The 18,722-nt window shown below is 36.4% G+C and carries 15 protein-coding genes; 8 read left to right on the top strand and 7 right to left on the bottom strand.

The genetic code is table 11. The features are described 5' to 3' along the window. Window positions 1-6: 6 nt before the first annotated feature. Complete coding sequence (locus DSM03_RS05180; RefSeq protein WP_128759928.1) at window positions 7-3,459, bottom strand: SusC/RagA family TonB-linked outer membrane protein; 3,453 nt, start codon at window positions 3,457-3,459, stop codon at window positions 7-9. A 140-nt stretch (window positions 3,460-3,599) separates the two neighbouring features. Next, window positions 3,600-4,754, bottom strand: coding sequence for a FecR family protein (locus tag DSM03_RS05175; RefSeq protein WP_128759927.1), 1,155 nt, complete (start codon window positions 4,752-4,754; stop codon window positions 3,600-3,602). 107 nt (window positions 4,755-4,861) lie between these two features. Between DSM03_RS05175 and DSM03_RS05170 the strand changes: the two genes are divergently transcribed. Further along, entirely contained in the window at window positions 4,862-5,440 is a 579-nt protein-coding gene (locus tag DSM03_RS05170; RefSeq protein WP_128759926.1) for an RNA polymerase sigma factor, read from the top strand. A gap of 244 nt (window positions 5,441-5,684) precedes the next feature. Then, entirely contained in the window at window positions 5,685-6,497 is an 813-nt protein-coding gene (locus tag DSM03_RS05165; RefSeq protein WP_128759925.1) for an endonuclease/exonuclease/phosphatase family protein, read from the top strand. Here the strand turns inward: DSM03_RS05165 and DSM03_RS05160 are convergent. From DSM03_RS05160 to DSM03_RS18965, 3 genes are all read right to left on the bottom strand, one after another. Then, a complete protein-coding gene (locus DSM03_RS05160; protein ID WP_128759924.1) occupies window positions 6,494-7,159 on the bottom strand; it encodes a response regulator transcription factor in 666 nt (221 codons plus the stop codon). The genes DSM03_RS05165 and DSM03_RS05160 overlap by 4 nt on opposite strands. An 11-nt stretch (window positions 7,160-7,170) precedes the next feature. Next, window positions 7,171-9,114 carry a tetratricopeptide repeat-containing sensor histidine kinase gene (locus DSM03_RS05155; protein ID WP_128759923.1) on the bottom strand — a complete coding sequence of 648 codons (1,944 nt, stop codon included), beginning with the start codon at window positions 9,112-9,114 and terminating at the stop codon, window positions 7,171-7,173. A 70-nt stretch (window positions 9,115-9,184) separates the two neighbouring features. Further along, window positions 9,185-9,358 (bottom strand): hypothetical protein, encoded by a 174-nt coding sequence (locus DSM03_RS18965; protein ID WP_161567053.1) that lies wholly within the window; start codon window positions 9,356-9,358, stop codon window positions 9,185-9,187. Between the two features lie 383 nt (window positions 9,359-9,741). Between DSM03_RS18965 and DSM03_RS05150 the strand changes: the two genes are divergently transcribed. From DSM03_RS05150 to DSM03_RS05125, 6 genes are all read left to right on the top strand, one after another. Continuing rightward, on the top strand, window positions 9,742-10,527 hold the full coding sequence (locus DSM03_RS05150; protein ID WP_128759922.1) for a hypothetical protein: 786 nt from the start codon (window positions 9,742-9,744) through the stop codon (window positions 10,525-10,527). An 890-nt stretch (window positions 10,528-11,417) separates the two neighbouring features. Continuing rightward, the gene (locus DSM03_RS05145) at window positions 11,418-12,491 is read left to right on the top strand and encodes a sensor histidine kinase (RefSeq protein WP_128759921.1); all 1,074 of its coding nucleotides are present in this window, start codon (window positions 11,418-11,420) and stop codon (window positions 12,489-12,491) included. Continuing rightward, complete coding sequence (locus DSM03_RS05140) at window positions 12,484-13,161, top strand: response regulator (RefSeq protein ID WP_128759920.1); 678 nt, start codon at window positions 12,484-12,486, stop codon at window positions 13,159-13,161. The genes DSM03_RS05145 and DSM03_RS05140 overlap by 8 nt, the downstream gene beginning before the upstream one ends. A gap of 203 nt (window positions 13,162-13,364) precedes the next feature. Beyond that, a complete protein-coding gene (locus DSM03_RS05135; protein ID WP_128759919.1) occupies window positions 13,365-13,661 on the top strand; it encodes a hypothetical protein in 297 nt (98 codons plus the stop codon). Then, window positions 13,654-15,216 (top strand): TrkH family potassium uptake protein, encoded by a 1,563-nt coding sequence (locus tag DSM03_RS05130; RefSeq protein WP_128759918.1) that lies wholly within the window; start codon window positions 13,654-13,656, stop codon window positions 15,214-15,216. Before DSM03_RS05135 ends, DSM03_RS05130 begins: the two co-directional genes overlap by 8 nt. A gap of 23 nt (window positions 15,217-15,239) precedes the next feature. After that, the gene (locus tag DSM03_RS05125; protein ID WP_128759917.1) at window positions 15,240-15,917 is read left to right on the top strand and encodes a potassium channel family protein; all 678 of its coding nucleotides are present in this window, start codon (window positions 15,240-15,242) and stop codon (window positions 15,915-15,917) included. Window positions 15,918-16,110: 193 nt separating this feature from the next. Here the strand turns inward: DSM03_RS05125 and DSM03_RS05120 are convergent, their stop codons facing one another. Beyond that, window positions 16,111-17,349, bottom strand: a complete 1,239-nt coding sequence (locus DSM03_RS05120; protein WP_128759916.1) for a hypothetical protein — start codon at window positions 17,347-17,349, stop codon at window positions 16,111-16,113. A 337-nt stretch (window positions 17,350-17,686) separates the two neighbouring features. Then, window positions 17,687-18,085 carry a hypothetical protein gene (locus DSM03_RS05115; RefSeq protein ID WP_128759915.1) on the bottom strand — a complete coding sequence of 133 codons (399 nt, stop codon included), beginning with the start codon at window positions 18,083-18,085 and terminating at the stop codon, window positions 17,687-17,689. Window positions 18,086-18,722 lie beyond the last annotated feature (637 nt).

Here is an 18,722-nt window from a genome sequence, read left to right as displayed (position 1 = left end):
ATTGTATTAAAAATTAAACTTAAGGTTAAGCCCATAACTTCTAGTTCTTGGCTGAGAAAAAGACTCAAATCCTTGTGCATTGCTATTGGTATAAGAAGACTCGGGATCGAAATTATCTGTCTTACTGTAAAGGGTAAGTAGATTTCTGGCTACGAAGGAAAGAGAGGCAGCTTGAACTTTGAAAAGCTTTATCTTTTCAACAGGTATATTATAGCTTAAAATCACCTGTCTAAGCTTTACAAAGCTGCCATCGTAAATAAACTGGTCTGAGTAATTTTTTGAATTTTGATAATAGTTACGTATATCTGTTGAAGGGATATAATTGCTATACGGATTACCCTGCATATCGACTCCACTTAAACTTAACCCATCTACTCTTCCTTCAAGTGTTCTTTTTGACAAACCAAATCGAGTTGCATAAACATTAAGTACAGAAAAAATATCGTTTCCAAATTTCCCATCTACTAAAATATTAAGAGATAGGTTTTTATATCTAAATGTATTATTGAAACCCATTGACCAAGGTGCAACAGAATTGCCTATCTTTTTTAATTCGCTTTTCATAGGTAGGCCTGAAGACGTATCAAAAACTATTTCTCCATTTTCATCTCTAAGAATTGAATACCCTTTTATAATTCCAAAAGGTTCTCCTACTTCATGATGAATTTCAGCCCAATTCCCAACAGAGTTTGCTACAGAGATAGTATTAATCCCTTCAGCAAGTTGAATGACTTCATTTTTGTTATAGGCCATATTATAAGAAGCCTCCCAAACAAAATTTTCATTCTTAATAGGTTTTCCACTTAGTAATAATTCGATTCCTTTATTTTCAACCTTTCCAACATTGAAATAAGTATATTCATAACCTGTAGTTACCGGTATTTGAGCATTAACAATATCATCTGTTGTGGTCTTCTTGTAAACAGCTACATCAAGTCCCAATCTATTTTGAAACATTTTGGTCTCTAATCCCAACTCGAAAGTCGTAGACGTATAAGGGCGTAAGTTTGAATTAGCTAATAAGCGTTGTCCTGAAACTTGAGTTACTTGTTGAAGAGGCTGACCACTGCTAGGTATCATGGTATAACTCTCATTCAGGGTATATGGATCTGGTAGCCCTCCTCCTACTTGAGCCCAGGAACCTCTCAATTTTCCGTAGCTAAACCATTGAGGGAGATTTAAAACTTCGGTAAATATTAATCCTGCACCAACTGAAGGATAAAAAATATTGTTATCACTATCGCTACCGTCTGAAGCTGTCAAAGTAGAAAACCAATCCTCTCTAGCTGTAGCATTCAAGTAAAGAAAGTTTTTATAACTTAAATCTAAAGAAGCAAAAAGTGAATTTGTAGTTAGTCGACGCGTATTAGGAATTGCCGTACTCGTTTCTAAGTTGGTAAAACTGTAGAAAAAAGGTATGATGAACTGCGTCCCATCATAGGAGGTTTGCTTATTTTCATACTTTCTAATATTGCCACCAGCCACGGCACCTAAATTGATGTTATCAGTTAGGTCTGCATTATAATTAGCAGTAAGCATACTATTGAGTTCACTAACAGTAACATCAAATCCGTGATATTCACCTGCCGCATTATTAGTATATTGTGTTCCTGTAGGTAAAATTGCAGTGAAACTAAAATCTGTAAAGTCCTTACTTACGGAACCCTTGACTGATAGATTTTCTAACAAATGATAGGTTAAAGCAAACTGTCCTAAATAGCGTTCTTTATCTTCTTTGTTTTGAAACCTGTTGACTACAAAATAAGGGTTTGAGGCATATGGGGTTTCATTCCATTGAATTTCATTCCCCTGTTCGTCATACCCAGGATCTAGCCAACGCACATCTACTGTATTGGCTAACATATTCACCCAGTTAGGATTTCCGGTTGCATCCCCCGCACTCGCTTTGTTATATGCTTTTGATGTATTAAATTGCGCCAAGCCTTCAAGATCAAGTTTTTCACCAATTTTTGAACTCATATTTAAACTGAAAATCCTACGATTAAAGGTGTTATTGGGTATAACACCTTTATTATCAGTGTCTGACACAGAAAATCTGTAACTCGTAGTTTCTCCACCTCCGCTTAGCGCAATTGTGTTTATAAAAGTTGAACCTGTATTATAAAAGTTCTTGATATTATCTTTTTTGGCAGTATATGGATGCTCTAGCCCGTCAAAAGCAATAAATGTTGACCCATCAATGGGTGCCCCCCAATTTCTACGCCCCCAAGTAACCGCTTCAGACTGATTAATAGGTTTCTCTCCACCATTCCCCATTCCGTACTCATATTGCCAGTCAGTAAGATCCATTGGTGAATCAATGGTAAAACTTGAATTAAACTCTATACCGATCCCACTATTTAGAGTTCCTTTTTTTGTTGTGATAATTATTGCTCCATTTGAGGCACGAGATCCGTATAAAGCTGCAGCCGTAGCCCCCTTTAGAACACTAATAGTTTCTATATCATCCGGGTTGATACCTCCTGTTCCATCACCATGGTCAATATTAAACCCACCACCACTTGTTGAAGCGCTTCCTCCTAAGGTGGTATTATCCATGGGCATACCATTAATTACATATAAGGGCTGGTTGTCCCCAGATAAAGAGGTGTTCCCCCTTATTGTCACCCTACTTGAACCTCCAGCACCTGTAGATAAATTAGAAACACTTACACCGGCTATTTTACCAGAAAGTGCATCAGCTAGATTAACCTCTTTAGCCTGGGTAAAACTTTCTCCATCAACCTCGCTTACTGCATAGGTTAATGCACGTTCCTCTTTCTTTATGCCTAATGCTGTAACAACAACACTTTCAAGCTCTTCAACATCATTCATCATTTGAATATCGATCGAAGTTTTGCTGTTAACAGGAACTTCTTGAGTCTTAAAACCTACGCCAGAAAAAACCAAGACTGCATTTTCTGGAACAGTGATCTCATAATTTCCATCAAAATCAGTTGATGTCCCATTTGCCGTTCCTTTTTCCATGACCGTAATTCCGGGTAATGGAGTACCTGATTCATCCTTAATAAAACCTTTTATTAGCGTTTGAAAATTTTTATTTTCAGTCGTATTCGTTAGTGGTTCTGAGATGATTGAAGACTTTCTTTTTAAAAAAACTTGTGTATCAATGATTCGGTAATTCACATCAGAATCATCAAACAGCATTTTTAAAACACGCTCAATTTTCTGTTTATTGACTTGTAAAGAAATAGGTCGATCCGTATTGATATCATTTAATTTATAGACAAAGTTGTAGTCTGAATGCTGCTCAATATCTTCGAGTACCTTTGAAAGCTTTTGATTTTTAATATCTAGAGATATTGCGTCACCTTGAGAATACGTATGACTTGCATTCATTGAAAATAGAGTACATAATAGGAAGACAACACTCAATTTCATCTTAAGGTCAAATTTAGGAAGATGAAAATATCTTTCTTGAAAAAGAAATTTTTTCATAATTTTGAATAGTTTTTTGTGTGATTAATTAAGTTAATCGCATTCTATATAAACCGAAGCATGTTGGAGCATTCTTCGGTTTTTTGTTTTTAAAGAATACGTTGGATTTTGTTTGTTTTTACATCATACGCATTGAGTCTTTAATTGATTATAATCTTTTTACCTTGTACGGTATATTTTATATTGTAAGCTTCTTTGAGATAATACAAAATACGCTGCAAGCTTTCCTTTTCATTGAAGGTAGCGTTTAATTTCTCACTTTTTAGAGAGACGTTTTTGTTTTCAATTTCAACATTAAAGTTGCGCTCTAACGTACTTAAAATTTCATTCAACGTTTTATTTCTAAAGATCAGTTTCCCGTATATCCAAGAAGTATATAATTCAGTATCTACTTTTGCCGTTTCTATAATATCATTAGCTTTAGAATATGCCCCCTTATACCCAGGCTTCAAAATAGTACCTGCCTTATCACTATTAACAATCATGTTAACTTTTCCTTCAACCAGAACTACTTCAGACAGTTCAGAATTTTTATAAGACGAAACATTAAAACTTGTCCCTAATACTTCAACTGATACTCCAAGAGTATTTACCACAAAAGGATGTTCTTCATCTTTAGCGACCTTAAAAAAGGCTTCCCCAGTCAAATTGACTTCTCTTTTACTTTGTTCTTTAAATGACCCCGGAAATCTTAATGTAGCTCCGCTATTGAGATAAACAACTGTACTATCTTCAAGAATTACAGTATACTTCTTTCCATTAGGAATTTTCAAATATCTCACACCACTACTAAGAGAAGTCGAGGAAATCTGATGAAAATTCAGTTGTCGCTTATAAGCGTTTTGACTAGCTATAACTCGTTTACCATCTTTAACTAAGCTGTCTTTTGTATTGATTGCAATCATTTCCCCATTCTCTAAACTGATTGTAATTGGCATCTCTGCTAAAGGAGTTATTTTTTCACCATTGTATCCTGATTGAATTAAATTGCTTATTGACCAGACTCCTATTAATAATATAATTATGGCTGCAGCTGCATATAGAGAATTATAAATTCTACGCTTTTTGAACCTTTTAAATTTACGAGGCGCTTGTGATTTATCAATTTTTGAAAAAATTTCTATTAGAGCCTTTTCTGCATCAACATCTTGAAGTGTTAAATTAATGTTATGATTTAATCGAACATATTTCTTAAATTTTTCTTTATTTTCATCATATTGTAACCACTCAAGAAGGATTCCTGCTTCTTCTTCGGTTAAAGAGTTTGATAAATATTTTACGATTAAATTATCCAATTGAGCTATTTGTTTATTATAATACGGCCATTTAGCAAAAACCCTTAAATAATATTCATTTTTTTATTATTTATTATTTTTAATACCAACTTCTAAACGTTTTCCTAATGCAAGAACAAATCGTGCTTCAACGAATAATACATGGTGATGAGGAAGCCTTCAGATTTTTTTTTAAAACCAATTATGCATCTCTGTTTTCATATATTATCTCACTAACCTTTGACAAAGACGAGGCAGAAGATCTTACTCAACAAGCATTTATTAAACTTTGGACAAATAGAGCGAAAATTGATATCTCAAAATCTACAAAGAGTTACCTTTTTACGATTGGTTATAATTTATTTCTTGACTCTCAGAAAAAACTTAAAAATCAAAGAAATTATATTCAAGAACTACAACACAATGCGATAATTGATGAGATAAATAATGAGGAAATTCTTCACGACAAAATATTGGAGTTAAGAAAAGCCATTGATCTGCTTCCTGAAAAATGTAAAACTATCTTATTATTAAATAAAGTTGATGGACTCAAATATCAAGAAATTGCGGAAAAATTAGACATCTCAGTTAAAACAGTTGAGTCCCAAATGCGTATTGCTTTCCAGAAAATTAGAGAGACCTTTAAAAATGATAAAATAATTCTGTGGCTATTATTCAACAGTAATTTATTTAAGCAAGTCACTTAAAGATTATCACTTTAGATTCAAAATTGACTTGTAGATTTAGTTGAAGCCTTCTCCATATCCGAATAGCACCTCATTTCAAGAACTTTTTGTCTATATTACTTTTAATATTATCTCTTTCCTTTCGATTTATTGGTGTCTATTTTAACACAAAAAATATTTATAAAATTTAAATCATTCAGAATTCTGTAAACCATACTACTAAAACTATCTTTATTTTGAATAGAAAAGGATTACACAATTTTTTATGAAAGCATATTTTCAGTTACTCCTACTCCTTCTATATTCTTTAGCGTCCTTTGCTCAACAGCAAGAACTCACCCTAGTGTCCTGGAACATTAGAGACTTTGGAAAAACCAAAAACAGTAAAGAACTTGAGCAAATTGCCGAAATCGTAAGGGAGGCAGACATTGTTGCTATTCAAGAAGTAGTAGCGGGTTACGGTGGAGCACAGGCCGTAGCAAGACTCACAGATATTCTAAATCGAAAAGGCTCAAAATGGGATTACGTAATCAGTAATCCAACAAACAGTTCTAAATATGTCACCGAGCGTTATGCCTTTATTTGGAGAACGACGAACATAAAAATCAAAAACAGAGGCACGTTAATCGCAGCGTTGGATTCTGAAGTAGAGCGCGAACCCTTTACTATAAATTTCTATTTAGATCAAAAGGTCTTAAAGGTCATAAATTTTCATTCAAGACCTCATAATAAAAATCCAGAGACCGAAATAAGTGCCATTTCGCACCATATTGTCAACGCTATAAAAGGCCCTGTACTTTTAGCAGGAGACTTTAACGTTATGGAGCAGGACCCCGTATTTGATGTATTAAAAAGTAAGGGGTTTACTCCCGTTCTAGTCGACCAAAAGACCACACTCAAGAGAGAGTGTATTGGATTAAATTACCTGAATTATGCGATTGACAATATATTTTATTCGAAAGAAATAATTTTTCTGGAAAGCGGAGTGTTGGACTTTGTATTGACTTGTGATCAATTGGATCAGGCTCGTAATCTTTCAGACCACTTACCGGTTTTTGCGAAATTTAGCCTGAATTAAATCAGACCATCCCGAATGAGCTTTGCCACGAGCTCTGTTGAATTTTTGGCTCCAAATTCTGTAAAGAGGTTGCTTACCCGCTTATCAATGGTGCTTTCACTATTGGGCTTTAAATCTTTCTGCTTGAGTTTAAAACGAATCTCTTTTTTGCTGAAACCTTCAGCTAGATTTTTTAAAATGAACAAGTCCAGCTCATCCAGTTCAAATACATTCTTAGCTGTATTGAGATCAATTTGAGGAGATAGATATGTGTTTCCATTTCCTATTTCGTGCATTGCTTTAACTAATTCATCAAGACTTTGCCTGCCTTTACACACGTAAGCATTAATATGATACGTATCAAAAAGGGATTTGATTTTAACCGGATTCTCCTCCATAGAATTTACGATGATCCCTAAGTCGGGTTGTACCTTTCTGGCAGCATCGATCAATGCGACGCCAGAGGTTAACTTTTGAGGGATGTGGTTTTCTTTAAAAGAAAGATCGGTTATAAGCAGGTCATAGGCCTCTTGATTATTGAGAGCTGCTTTAAGGCGGTTAAATGCCTTATCACAATAATACTCTTCCTGAATTTCTGCGATATTTAATTCTGATTTTAAGGTATCAACAATACTCTTGTTGTCTCCCTGAAAATCTTCTGCGATCAAAACTTTTTGAAACATAAAAAGACTCTTTAATAATTGGGTATTCTGATCACAGACTTAAATCCTTTGTCTTGATCCGAATCAAAAGTAATGGTTCCTCCGATGGCTTCCATACGCTTTTCTGTAATGAAAAGTCCGTTTTTCTCAAATCCTTTAGAAGTATCAATCCCTACACCATTGTCTGAATACCGAATTTCAAGTTCTTTTGCGTGGTGCATAAGATTTAAAGTGACAAGGCTGGCTTGGCTATGTTTGCTCATATTGATAAACAGCTCCCGTATTACTTTATAAAGCGTTATTTTGGTCACATTGTTCAGGGATTGCCAGGATATATCTTTACCACCCACAATAAGCAGGCGTGTTTCTTCTGGTTTATGTGAGTCAAGCATGGAGTAAAGAGCCTCCTTAAAATTTACACCGGTATCTACGGCATTGATCTCTCGGGAAAAATCCCGACTTTGTTGATAGAGCTTATCAAGTTCGTCGAGTATTTTTTCTGGATCAGCTTTACTTTGCACCATAAGCATCAAATGGTGTAAACCGGCCCCAAAATCATCGTGTAAACGTTGTGACAGAGCTGCTTCGGTAGCAAAAGAAGCCTCAACCCGATCTGCACGATTTTGAGCTTTTAAACGTTTAACGCGTTGTCTATTTGAATAATATCCAATCCCCAATACAATGACCAACAAAACGGTACCTCCAAGAAACCAATACCTTATATTACGTTCTTTTTCCGCCTCAAGTTCGGCTTCGGCATTCTCCTTTTCAAGCCGTAGTATCGATTCCTGCTTGATGCGGTCATCATACTTGTATTTAGCAAACTGGGTTTTGACCTTGAGTTCATGTTTATAAAGGCTGTCTTGTAAAAAAATATATCGATCTCGTAAGGCAATACGATTAGGAAAAAGTTCCATCTTATACTTAAGAGCATCCTGCTCAGCGCGCGGAGCTTTAAGCTCTTTAGAAAGTCGGATAACCGTATCTAAATACAGTGCCGCACGTTCCGGTTCCGGATAACTATAATACGCGCCTAAATGCGTATAACTGGAAAGCAGACCCCGTTTATCCCCCTCCCCTTTACGCAATTCAAGAGGCATCAAAAATGCATTCGATTCTACAGATTGACCTGACAACCACTTGGCATAGCCTAAATTATCTAAAACCCGAGCATATTCACCTGTGTCAGTTATCGAATCCTGAGCAATAGAATTTAATAGGGATACGGCCTTCTCAAAGTCTTTTAGATCCATATAAACTGTAGCCAAATTATTTTTGTATATCAAAACATCTTCTTTAGATTCTGAGGTTTGAATTGCTTTGAAATAATAATTTAATGCATCATCATAATTATAAAGCTTTCGATGATCTGTGCCTAAGGTATTATAAGCCGAAGCGATGGATTTATAGTCTTGACTATCCGATAAATATTGAATCGCTTCAGTAAGGGTTTCCTTACTACCAAAAAAATCATTTTGATCTTTTTGAATAGTTCCCATATTCAACAAATTTATTCCCTGCCAGTTATTGTCTTTGACCTTTTGAAAGTAGTATCTGGATCTGTTATAGCGCACAAACGCACTATCGGGTTTTTGAGAAACTCTTTCAAAATAATACCCCATAAGATAGTTTTGCATTCCCAAAATTTTAACCGTATTACTAGTAGCTGCTACAGTATAGAGAAGTTGATCACTTCTTACCAGACTATCGTATTGTCCCATTGAAAAATGCAGCCAACTTTTTTGATAAAGTATAGGTGGGTATAGAGAATCCGATTTAGAATCGGAAATGGCTTGAAGTGCCTTATTAGTATAATCAAGCCGTTCAGCTAACGTGTATTCTTTGTCCTGTGCGTTTTGATAATAAACGTAAATACTGTCGTTTTCAAATTCAGAACCTTGTCTGCCAAATTTTAAATGCTCTTCACAAGAGAAGCATATGAAAGCAAAAAGTAGTAGGTATAGTTGGCGATACAAATTAGTTTTTAATCTAAAACTACTAAAAAAGGTTTATGCAGTTGGCATAAACCTTTTCTTTTTAGACTTCTTAGTTAACCTCTTCAAGTGGAGGGGGTGGTGGAGGGGGTGGAGTTACATTCCCATCATCCCCTTCAGTGGCCTGAGTGCCGTGAATCAAATTTTCTTCATAAGCGTCTGCGCTGCACGAGGTGATCACCCCGTTTAATGCCACAATGAATATGGCCAGTATTATTTTTTTCATCCTTTTATAAATTTTGTGATTAAACAAAGGGGTGGCCGTCCGGGGTTTTCCCAGCTTTTTGCTTTACAGCCACCATTGAGTTTTGGAGTACTCCTCTTGTTTTTTTTGGAAAGTGGAAATCTTATGCAGCAGCCTTTAGCTACTTTCCAAATTGGCCTTAACCACTGCATTATAGATTTCCGTAAGAATGCTTGTTCTAGAAAAGCTATGTTAGCAACACATAGCAGCAATCATTCTCTGGGACAAAGTAAAGGGAAGCTAAACGTGTAGTTGCAGACAAGTGCTAGACTTGTTTTAGACAACTTTTAGACATCAATAAATACAGGACTTTACAGAGGTATGTGTCTAGTAGATGTCTATATATAATTTGTATTTTTAGGATAATGGATGAATTCTATATAGAGAAAATCACTGAAGAAGTATTTGAGAAAGCCAGAAACAGATCCGCTTCACATAAAAAATATGCTTTGGCTAAAGAAGTTGAGGCGGCAACCGATTTGAGCTACCGAACCGTTGAAAGGGCTTACGACAAATACATAAGAAGAAGAGCTAAAGGCAATATGCCTACTGCAAATACAGTTGAAGAGTTTTGTAAATATTTGGATTATAAGGATTATGCTGAGTTCGTTGAGAAAAACAAAGCAAAGGAACGCGTAAATGATCCACCTGATATAAGCCAGAAAGACGAAAATGAAGATTCATCCGTAGGCACAGCAACTGTAACGAATCAAAAAAATTGGCGTTCGATCTCTATTTTTGGGACGTTTGCCCTTACGCTAATTATTGCGTTTTATTTTATCGCTGAGAATAAAGCATCCGAACCAGGCGCGCCTGTAAAATGCATGACCTGGAACGGAACTGTATACGAAGAAATATCCTGCTCTGCAGGTTCCTATTCTGAATATGGAACTGCAATTGAACCGTATGATCAAAAACGGTTTGAGAACTTTAGACGTATCGATGTAGATATCACGACCTCATTTTTTTCTGAACAGAATCAAAAGCCATTGGTCTGGTATTATAAGAATGAAAATGGAGAAATTGAATACTATACTGCTCCAGGAGTTCATCCGGTAAACGGGAAAACCTTAAAAGCTGTGACCGAATATATCATTGAAAAATATGTCCCTATTCATCAGAATAAATCTTCATCATTTATTCGTGATTAAATCAGCTACTTTCAAGTAGGACAAAAGGAATTTAAACGAAATGTTAAAAATGTTAAAGTTTAAATGTAGGTGTACGATTCGGTGAGTCATTGAAAATAGCATTTTCTAAAGCCCTGAAAACACTGGTACTCCCAGATCAGTTCGAGTCCCGTCCAGACCGCAAAAGCCTATTCCTAGTCCATGATAACGTATAAAGTAAGATTAGTATCTAGAATGAAATTCACGCAAAACCGAATGAAAAGTGGGCAGGAATGCTCGGTTTGTTTTTAAAGTTTGCAATGACGTTAAATCAGGAGTATAAGTCTATTTTAAAGGGACTTCATGTTGCTAATTCACAAAAGGCCTAAAACTAGAAAACCGCTCATTCCGATAGCTATCGGGACGGTTTAAATAAATGAGATTTTATAAGAATTAGGGGCTTGTGCAACGGTTATCGGTGTTACCAAACGTATTTTTTAATTTATTTGTTTCATTATTTTGCACCTTAATTCAATCCAACTTTTAGTTTCTTTTTGAGGAAATACAACTTCTCCATTATAACCTTCTCCTTTTATTCCAATGAGAACCTTCATTTTCATCCGCTAAATATTTGATCAGAGCGTGTTCTTCAAAAAGTGACCTTTAAGGCTTCACCCTGCTCGACATGCGAAACACTTTGATTACTGATCGCCAGCTCTTGAGTAAGAGTTTCTTATTTCATCCCGAGCAGCTCACGGGTGCGGGCGATCTTTCTCCCGATATGTGTTTTCTTTTCGGTTGCCGGTATTTAAAATTTAGAATTGAGGATAGCTTTTATAAAAAGAGTGACTTGAATGTCTGACTATGCAAACTGCTTATTTTTTATAAAATCTTTATAGAATCTAAAGTAACTTCGTAGAAACAGGAATTTGATGCCTTTAACAATCTATAAAAGATCGAATCCGTATTTGATAAGCGGCTTACTCATTGTCGCAGCAACGCTTATTTCTCAATTATCAATTCACCATATTGGATATCAGGGAGTAGCTTTGATTTATTTGCTTGTAGTTTCGATAAGCGCCATGCTTTTTGATATTTGGCCGGTTTTAATTACAGCTTTAAGCAGTGCCGTACTGCTCAATTTCTGTTTTATTACACCACTTTACACCTTTAAAATAGTAAGTACCGAAGATGTACTGATGTTTTTTATGTACTTGATTTTGGCTTTGGTCAATGCAGTACTGACCTATAAAATTAGAGATTACAACAGTAAGAAAAGGGACGAAGAGGAAAAGACCAAGACCATAAACCTGTATAACATTCTCTTAAATTCACTTTCTCATGAGTTACGAACTCCTATTGCAACCATAATCGGTTCTATAGATACCATACAGGATCAAAAAGCCAAACTTTCTGAAACGCATAAACAGGAATTGTACGATGAGATTTCAATTGCAGGTTCGCGGTTAAACAGGCAGGTAGAAAACCTGTTGAATATGAGTCGACTCGAAGCTGGGATCTTAAAGCCCTCTTTTGACTGGTTTGATGTCAATGAGCTAATTTTTAATGTGCTGAAACAAAACCAGGAACACGTCGCAAATCATCAATTAGTCTTTACGCCGCAGAAAAATCTGGATCTGGTCTGGACAGATGGTGGGTTTCTGGAAACCATTCTTCAAAATCTTGTTTACAATGCGTTGCAACATACTCCGAAGCAAACCACCATATTAATCGAAGCACGTCTTAAAGATCAATCTTTAAAAATTAGTGTTTCCGACAATGGGAATGGTTTTCCTAAAGCGAGTATTCCTGTTGCTTTTGATAAATTTTACAAGCTCAATAATCAGGCTACCGGTGGTACGGGATTAGGTCTTTCAATTGCTAAAGGGTTTACCGAGGCTTTGGCGGGAACCATATCCTTAGAAAATAAGAAAACAGGTGGCGCTCTTTTCAATGTATGTATTCCATCTAAAACACTTGCTTTAAAAGATTTTGAACATGAATAAAGCCGAGATTCTCATTATTGATGATGAGCCCCAAATACAGAAATTGCTTCAGATCAATCTGGAAAGCAATGACTATAAAGTAGTGCAGGCGCGTACTGCTAAAGAAGGGATTTTAATGGCGGCTAATCATCCTCCAGATCTCATTATTCTAGATATAGGGCTACCCGATAAGAGCGGGCACCAGGTTTTAAGCGAACTCCGGCACTGGTACGCCAAGCCTGTAATCATTCTTTCTGTATTGGATAATGAAAAAGACATCGTATCTGCCCTAGATACCGGTGCTACAGATTATTTGACCAAACCTTTTAGAACAGGCGAACTCCTCGCCCGAATCAGAGCTGCAATACGCAGAAGCCAGACCACAGTTAACGCATCTGTAGTTACTGCCAACGAACTGGAAATTGATCTGGTAGCGCGTATTGTAAAACGCAATAACGAGATTGTAAAACTCACGGCTACCGAATATAACTTACTGGCTCTTTTTGCTAAAAATGAAAGTAAGGTACTTACCCATCAATACATCTTAAAAGAAGTTTGGGGCTATGGCTACCAGACCGAAACGCAATACCTAAGAGTATTTGTGGGGTCACTTCGGAAGAAAATAGAAGAAAACCCAAACAATCCCCAACACCTCATTACCGAGAGTGGCGTAGGCTACCGTTTTCAATAGTCTTTATAAAATCTTTATACCGGTTGCCATTTCTTTGATTTTATACATATTCTTTTCGCCTCAACTTTGTATTGTCTAAGAAGCTAAGGTTTTTAAGGGAGTTGAAGACTGTATAGATGATCATTACAGTTTACTCCTCAAACCCGACTTCTTAATTAAGGGTAGAACACACAGTTTCAACCCTTTTTTAAAAATTCAGTAGGATGGAACAATCAAAGGCAAAGATGCTTGTCGCTATTTTATTTCAAATGCGAAAGGTGAGCAATCTAACCAACTCCACACTCACCATTCAAGGAGTTGATTCAGAATTGAACAGGTTGATGGGAGAAGTCCTTTCAAGCGAGGAAGAACTTGATTTTTCGGGTAAACTTGTTCCCCTTCAAAAGTATGTGACGACTACCCGGCAAAACCTGAAGGTTTTTGAAGAACTGAACACCCTACTTCTTCAACTTCAAATGCTTCTACAACAATTTGGCACTAACCTGAATCCACATGTATAAGACAATTATCAAACAAATCTCAAGCCTTCTGATTATTCTTGGAGGTGTTATGCTTGTCCCATGTCTGGTAGCTATCCTTTACAAAGAATGGTACTCCTTATTAGGGTTTGCCACTTCGGGAATTTTAACTTCCGGTCTGGGATATGTTGTGTATAAGCTCCTGAGTGAGGCGCAAGAACCTAAATACCAGCAGTCTCTTATTATCGCGGCGCTGGGTTGGCTTAGCATTATCATTATGGGTGCGATACCCTATTTTGTGATTGCACACATCACCCCTCTTAAAGTTATTAATGAATTCATACCTGTAGGAGCTTCGTATACCGAGTCGAGTATTCTCAATTTTAAAAACATCCTGCACTGTATTTTTGAAAGTACCAGCGCTTTTACCACTACCGGATTAACAATGGCATATCACGAGCCTTCGGTAGGTAAAGCCATCCTTTTTTACCGCTGCTTTTCACAATGGGTGGGCGGTGCCGGTTTTATTGTAATGGCTTTGGCTGTGTTTAAACACATTCCCGGACAGTCTGCTATTTTGCTCTATGGGTCTGAAGCCAGCGGAACCAAGCTAAAAACAAACGTAATCGAGACGGCACGCTCTATATGGAAGGTCTATTTCATCATTACGATACTCATGTTTTTTTATATTGCCATTGGGACCTATTTTATTTTGCCCGATTATCCGTTAGCTGAAAATCTTTTTGATGCCATCAACCATGCTATGGCCGGGCAATCTACCGGAGGGTTCAGTACGCTTGATGACAGTATAGCGGGTTATCATTCTCAGCAAATGGAAACGCTCTTTTTACTTCCGATGTTACTGGGCGGACTCTCTATTCCTTTTCTATACCGCTTTATTATTCTGAAAAAATTCAGTGAAGTCTGGAGCGATATTCAAACACGGGCGGTACTAATCGCGTCAGTAGTTGGCGGTATTGTATTGTCGCTGTTACTGATGCAGTCTGGCACCGTACTGGAACCTTTTAGAGAAGGTATTTTTCAATTCATTAGTGCACTTTCTACAACCGGATGGCAAACTTCAGCAATAGGTGATTGGAGTGATCTTTCAATCCTCTTTATCGTTGCTGCGGCAATGCTTATAGGAGGTTCTGCGGGAGGAACTGTGGGAGGTATTAAAATCATACGGGCTTTGTTGTTGCAAAAAGGACTGCGCTGGCACATCAATAAGATTTTTCTTTCTGAAAATACCATTAAGAGCGTCAAGTTCAACAACCGCTATATGATGCCTGCGGAAATGAATGAAGAATTAGCCCGGGCCGGAATATTTACGTTAATCTATTTGCTGTTCGTTTTTGCTTCAACCATGCTTACCGTGTACTACATGAGTGATGATTTTACATTGGCTGATGCCCTGTTTGAAGCGGCATCTGCACAGGGAACGGTAGGTCTTTCTTCCGGGATATCAGATCCTTCGATGTCACCGGTTTTAGAAACGGTATACATCCTGCAAATGTGGGCCGGCCGAATTGAAATTATACCGGTGCTGGTACTGGTACGCTTATTCTTTTACGGGACCAAAGCACGAAAACTATAATCTTAATTTTAAAAAATACAGTTATGCATATTATCATCGTAGGTTCTGGAAGAACCGGAAAACACATTATTGAAGCCGCCCTAAATGACCGTCAGAATGTTTATGTAATTGAGAAAGATAAAGAAGCCGCCAACTGGGTAGCTACTAATTTTGACTGTGTGGTTATTCACGGAGATGCCACACGTTGCGAAATACTAAAAGAAGCAAAGGCTGAACAAGCAGATGCGATTATTGTAACGACTCACGATGATGCCGTAAATGCACTGGTTATACTTCTTGCAAAAGATATGGGGATTAAACGCCTGGTGAGCTCTGTTAACAATGACGATCTTTTGCCGGTTTTTGAACAGCTTGGTATTGACACCGTTGAGAGTCCGCATCGTTTAAATGGAAGGTATTTGTACAGAGCGGTACAAGGACCTAATGTAAAAGAATTTCTGGATTTAGGAGATGGTTTTGAACTCTTGGAAATTATCGTTGAGCATCAGTCTTCCATAGCAAACAAATTAATAAAAGACCTCAATAAAGAGAAAATCTTACCGGCAGATACCCTGATTAACTTAATTAAAAGAAACAATCAAATTATTATTCCGGAAGGGGATACCCGCATTTTTGTGAATGATATAGTAGTGGTTTTATCACGCAAAAATCAAATCTCTTCGATATCAAAGGTGTTTGGAGCAGCTATTCTAGCTAAATAGACAACTCCATACGAACCAGAATGCCTCAGAGATCTCAGATTTACTAGTGCGTAACTTTTATCTCTAAAATCAATCTGATATTTATTAATGAAAGAAAATAATTACATAGGTTTTGATGTTTATACTTAAAACCCTGAAAAAACAGGTAAGCCCAGATTAGCTCGAATCCCACATTTAAAATTTCAAAACACTCTCAATACCGGTTTAAACCAAGGTCAGGTAATGTATACTTACCTAGAGACAAACGTAAGTCTTCAACAGCTTTCTTTATTTTAGTTAGCAAATCCCCCTGTATGTTTTTTAGCACCAGAATGGGCTGAAGCTCCTGCTTAACGTCTCTTTCATCCTTAGAACTGCCGTAATAGACAATCTGATCGTTTTTAATACCTACCGTACTCAAATACACCGCTCCAAAGTTTGAGGCGGTTATGATTTCACTATTCAGTTCAAGCACCACCTGATTATCATAAGCGTCTTTTAGTATTCTTATATTCGCACCCGTTTTGAGCATTTCAGAAACATTATGATCAAAATTATCAGAACCTATCCCTATGCTCAGCATATCGCTTAGTCTACTTGAATTTCCAGAGTTAATATACACTAACCAACGTATCAGCTCTTTTGTCAATTCAGCATCAGGTGAATATAAAAACGACCATCTTTCGGGCGGAAAATCAGCATAGCTATACCGAACTCCATCAACGGTATCTGCATATACTTTGACCTCTTCAACAGCTCCGGTTTTAACGAATGCACGTTCTTTCTTTTTAAGTTCTATTAAAACAGCCTGATTTTTCCTACCCAACTCCCTCAAATCTTCGGTAGCGGTTTTACCACCTCCCCATTTCATAACCCCAAGCCATTGCGAAATTGTAAGATTGTCGGCTCCCATACTTTCCTCGAATTTTTCGGCAGTACTTTTTCCTACAGAAACCGTCCATTTTCTTAATGACGCTACCCGTTCTGCATTTCCTTCTATAATTACTAATTGATCGCAAAAACTTCGTGCAGCATCCAGGACTGTGATAAATTTCGCAAAGTGGGCAGTTGGTGTTTTAGTTTTAACATTTATTAAATTGTGCTTTGCCCTGTTTAAATTGAGTAATGTAAGCTGTCTGATTTCCTGAAATGTTGAATTCTCCTTAAAAAAACGTTCTTGCCGTTCTTCATCTGCGGTAAGGGTAACCATCTGTTCGGTAGCCTGATGCATTCCTTCAAGCAACAACTTTACTCTGCTGGAATCAAAATCTGGAATATCATCCCCAAGGGCCTCTGTGGCCTCAAAATACGTTTGTGCAACCTTATCTACCATAAGGGCCAATACACTTTTTCGCTTAACATCTTCCGAATTCAAATCGGAATTACTGAAAACGGCCGCGAAACTATTTAAACCCATAAAAAGCAGAAAGAGGACTGAAAAATTCTTATGCATAGTTCTACCATTTTAATCCTATAAATTCAGATCAATCAAAAGAAGACCCGAACCTATTGTAAATAAGAAATTTACGTAAAAAAAGAATAGGATAGAAATGTGTTGAGAAGTAGATATTTATGCTACTGCTAAACTCTTTTAAGCTGAATCTAGACCAAAAAACCCAATAGATGAGGAATCACTGAAAGACTAAATTAAAACCAATAAGTTCAAATTAACAACCGCAACTAACTTTAGAGATGCTTACAAATGAATTAATTGTATTTTATAATTTGGAATAACCGACCACGCTTTTTCAAAAAAGTATCAGCTTGTTGATGTTCACATTATGAATATCCTAAAGATAGGATTTAGCAAGCTTTTCTATGATACTATTCACACGTGCCCGATCTTCATTTTGGCTGGAATCCAACAAGCCTAATCGTATACACGTATAATCTTGTAATAATTTAACGATCAATAACCTTCTGGAATTTCTAATTTGACTGCGATTTATATGAATTGCATCGGCCTGAATGGGAACTGTTTCCTTTTTTGTTCGAAAAGGAGCCCAGGTACTAAACACCTCGATAGGTTGAGGTTCATTGGATTTTAATTCTTGTAAAAAACAGGCCGCATCTATAAAATCCAATCGTTTTTCAATTTCGTTTTGATAAAACGAACTAATGAGTATACGATTAGCTTTATTTACAGCTCGATTCGTAAAACTTTGTTTCCCAAAATAGTGCAAGTACATATCAGTAAGATTTGAGGTTTAGGACAAAAAAACACACACCTAATTTAAAGCTTAAAAAGCTGTATTTCAGAAATTTAACCTAAATGTCTTTTCAAAAATTAAACTTTTGATAAAAAATAAATTATTTAATTTATAAATTTAGTTTTCACATATTTCGATAGTGAATATTATCTAATTGATAATATTTAGATTGACTTATCTTACGTGATAACTATATAAGCGTAGACTAAAAAGCCTCAAATCTCGAAGAAAAACATTTTCGTAAAAATTCAAAACCTATAAAGTAGATTTCAACTCCATTACTAATCTATTTTTAGCAGCATCTAGACTAAAAAAAATCCAATCAATAAGAAATCGTTTTTTTAAATAACTTAAAATTCAGTCTATAAACTGTAAAATGTGGAGCAGAAATCCCCTTCGATTTTAAGAAATCAAAACAGTTGGAAAAGAAACTTAGAAACCCAACAACCAGCATATAGAGATTATAGATTACTCTATTTGCTTTCCACCAAATTATTGGTGAGCTTAAAGAGGACTTAGTTCTGTTCGCGAGTTTCAGTTTTCTGATATTCCAGATTAAAAATTCCCTATTCAAATGGAACAATCAGATTTCTGAAATCACAACTTACTTCATAGC

It is taken from the genome of Leeuwenhoekiella aestuarii, assembly GCF_004104055.1.
Lineage (GTDB): Bacteria > Bacteroidota > Bacteroidia > Flavobacteriales > Flavobacteriaceae > Leeuwenhoekiella > Leeuwenhoekiella aestuarii.
The sequence above is the reverse complement of the archived record's forward strand: the minus strand, read 5'-3'. Positions and strand labels throughout refer to the sequence as shown.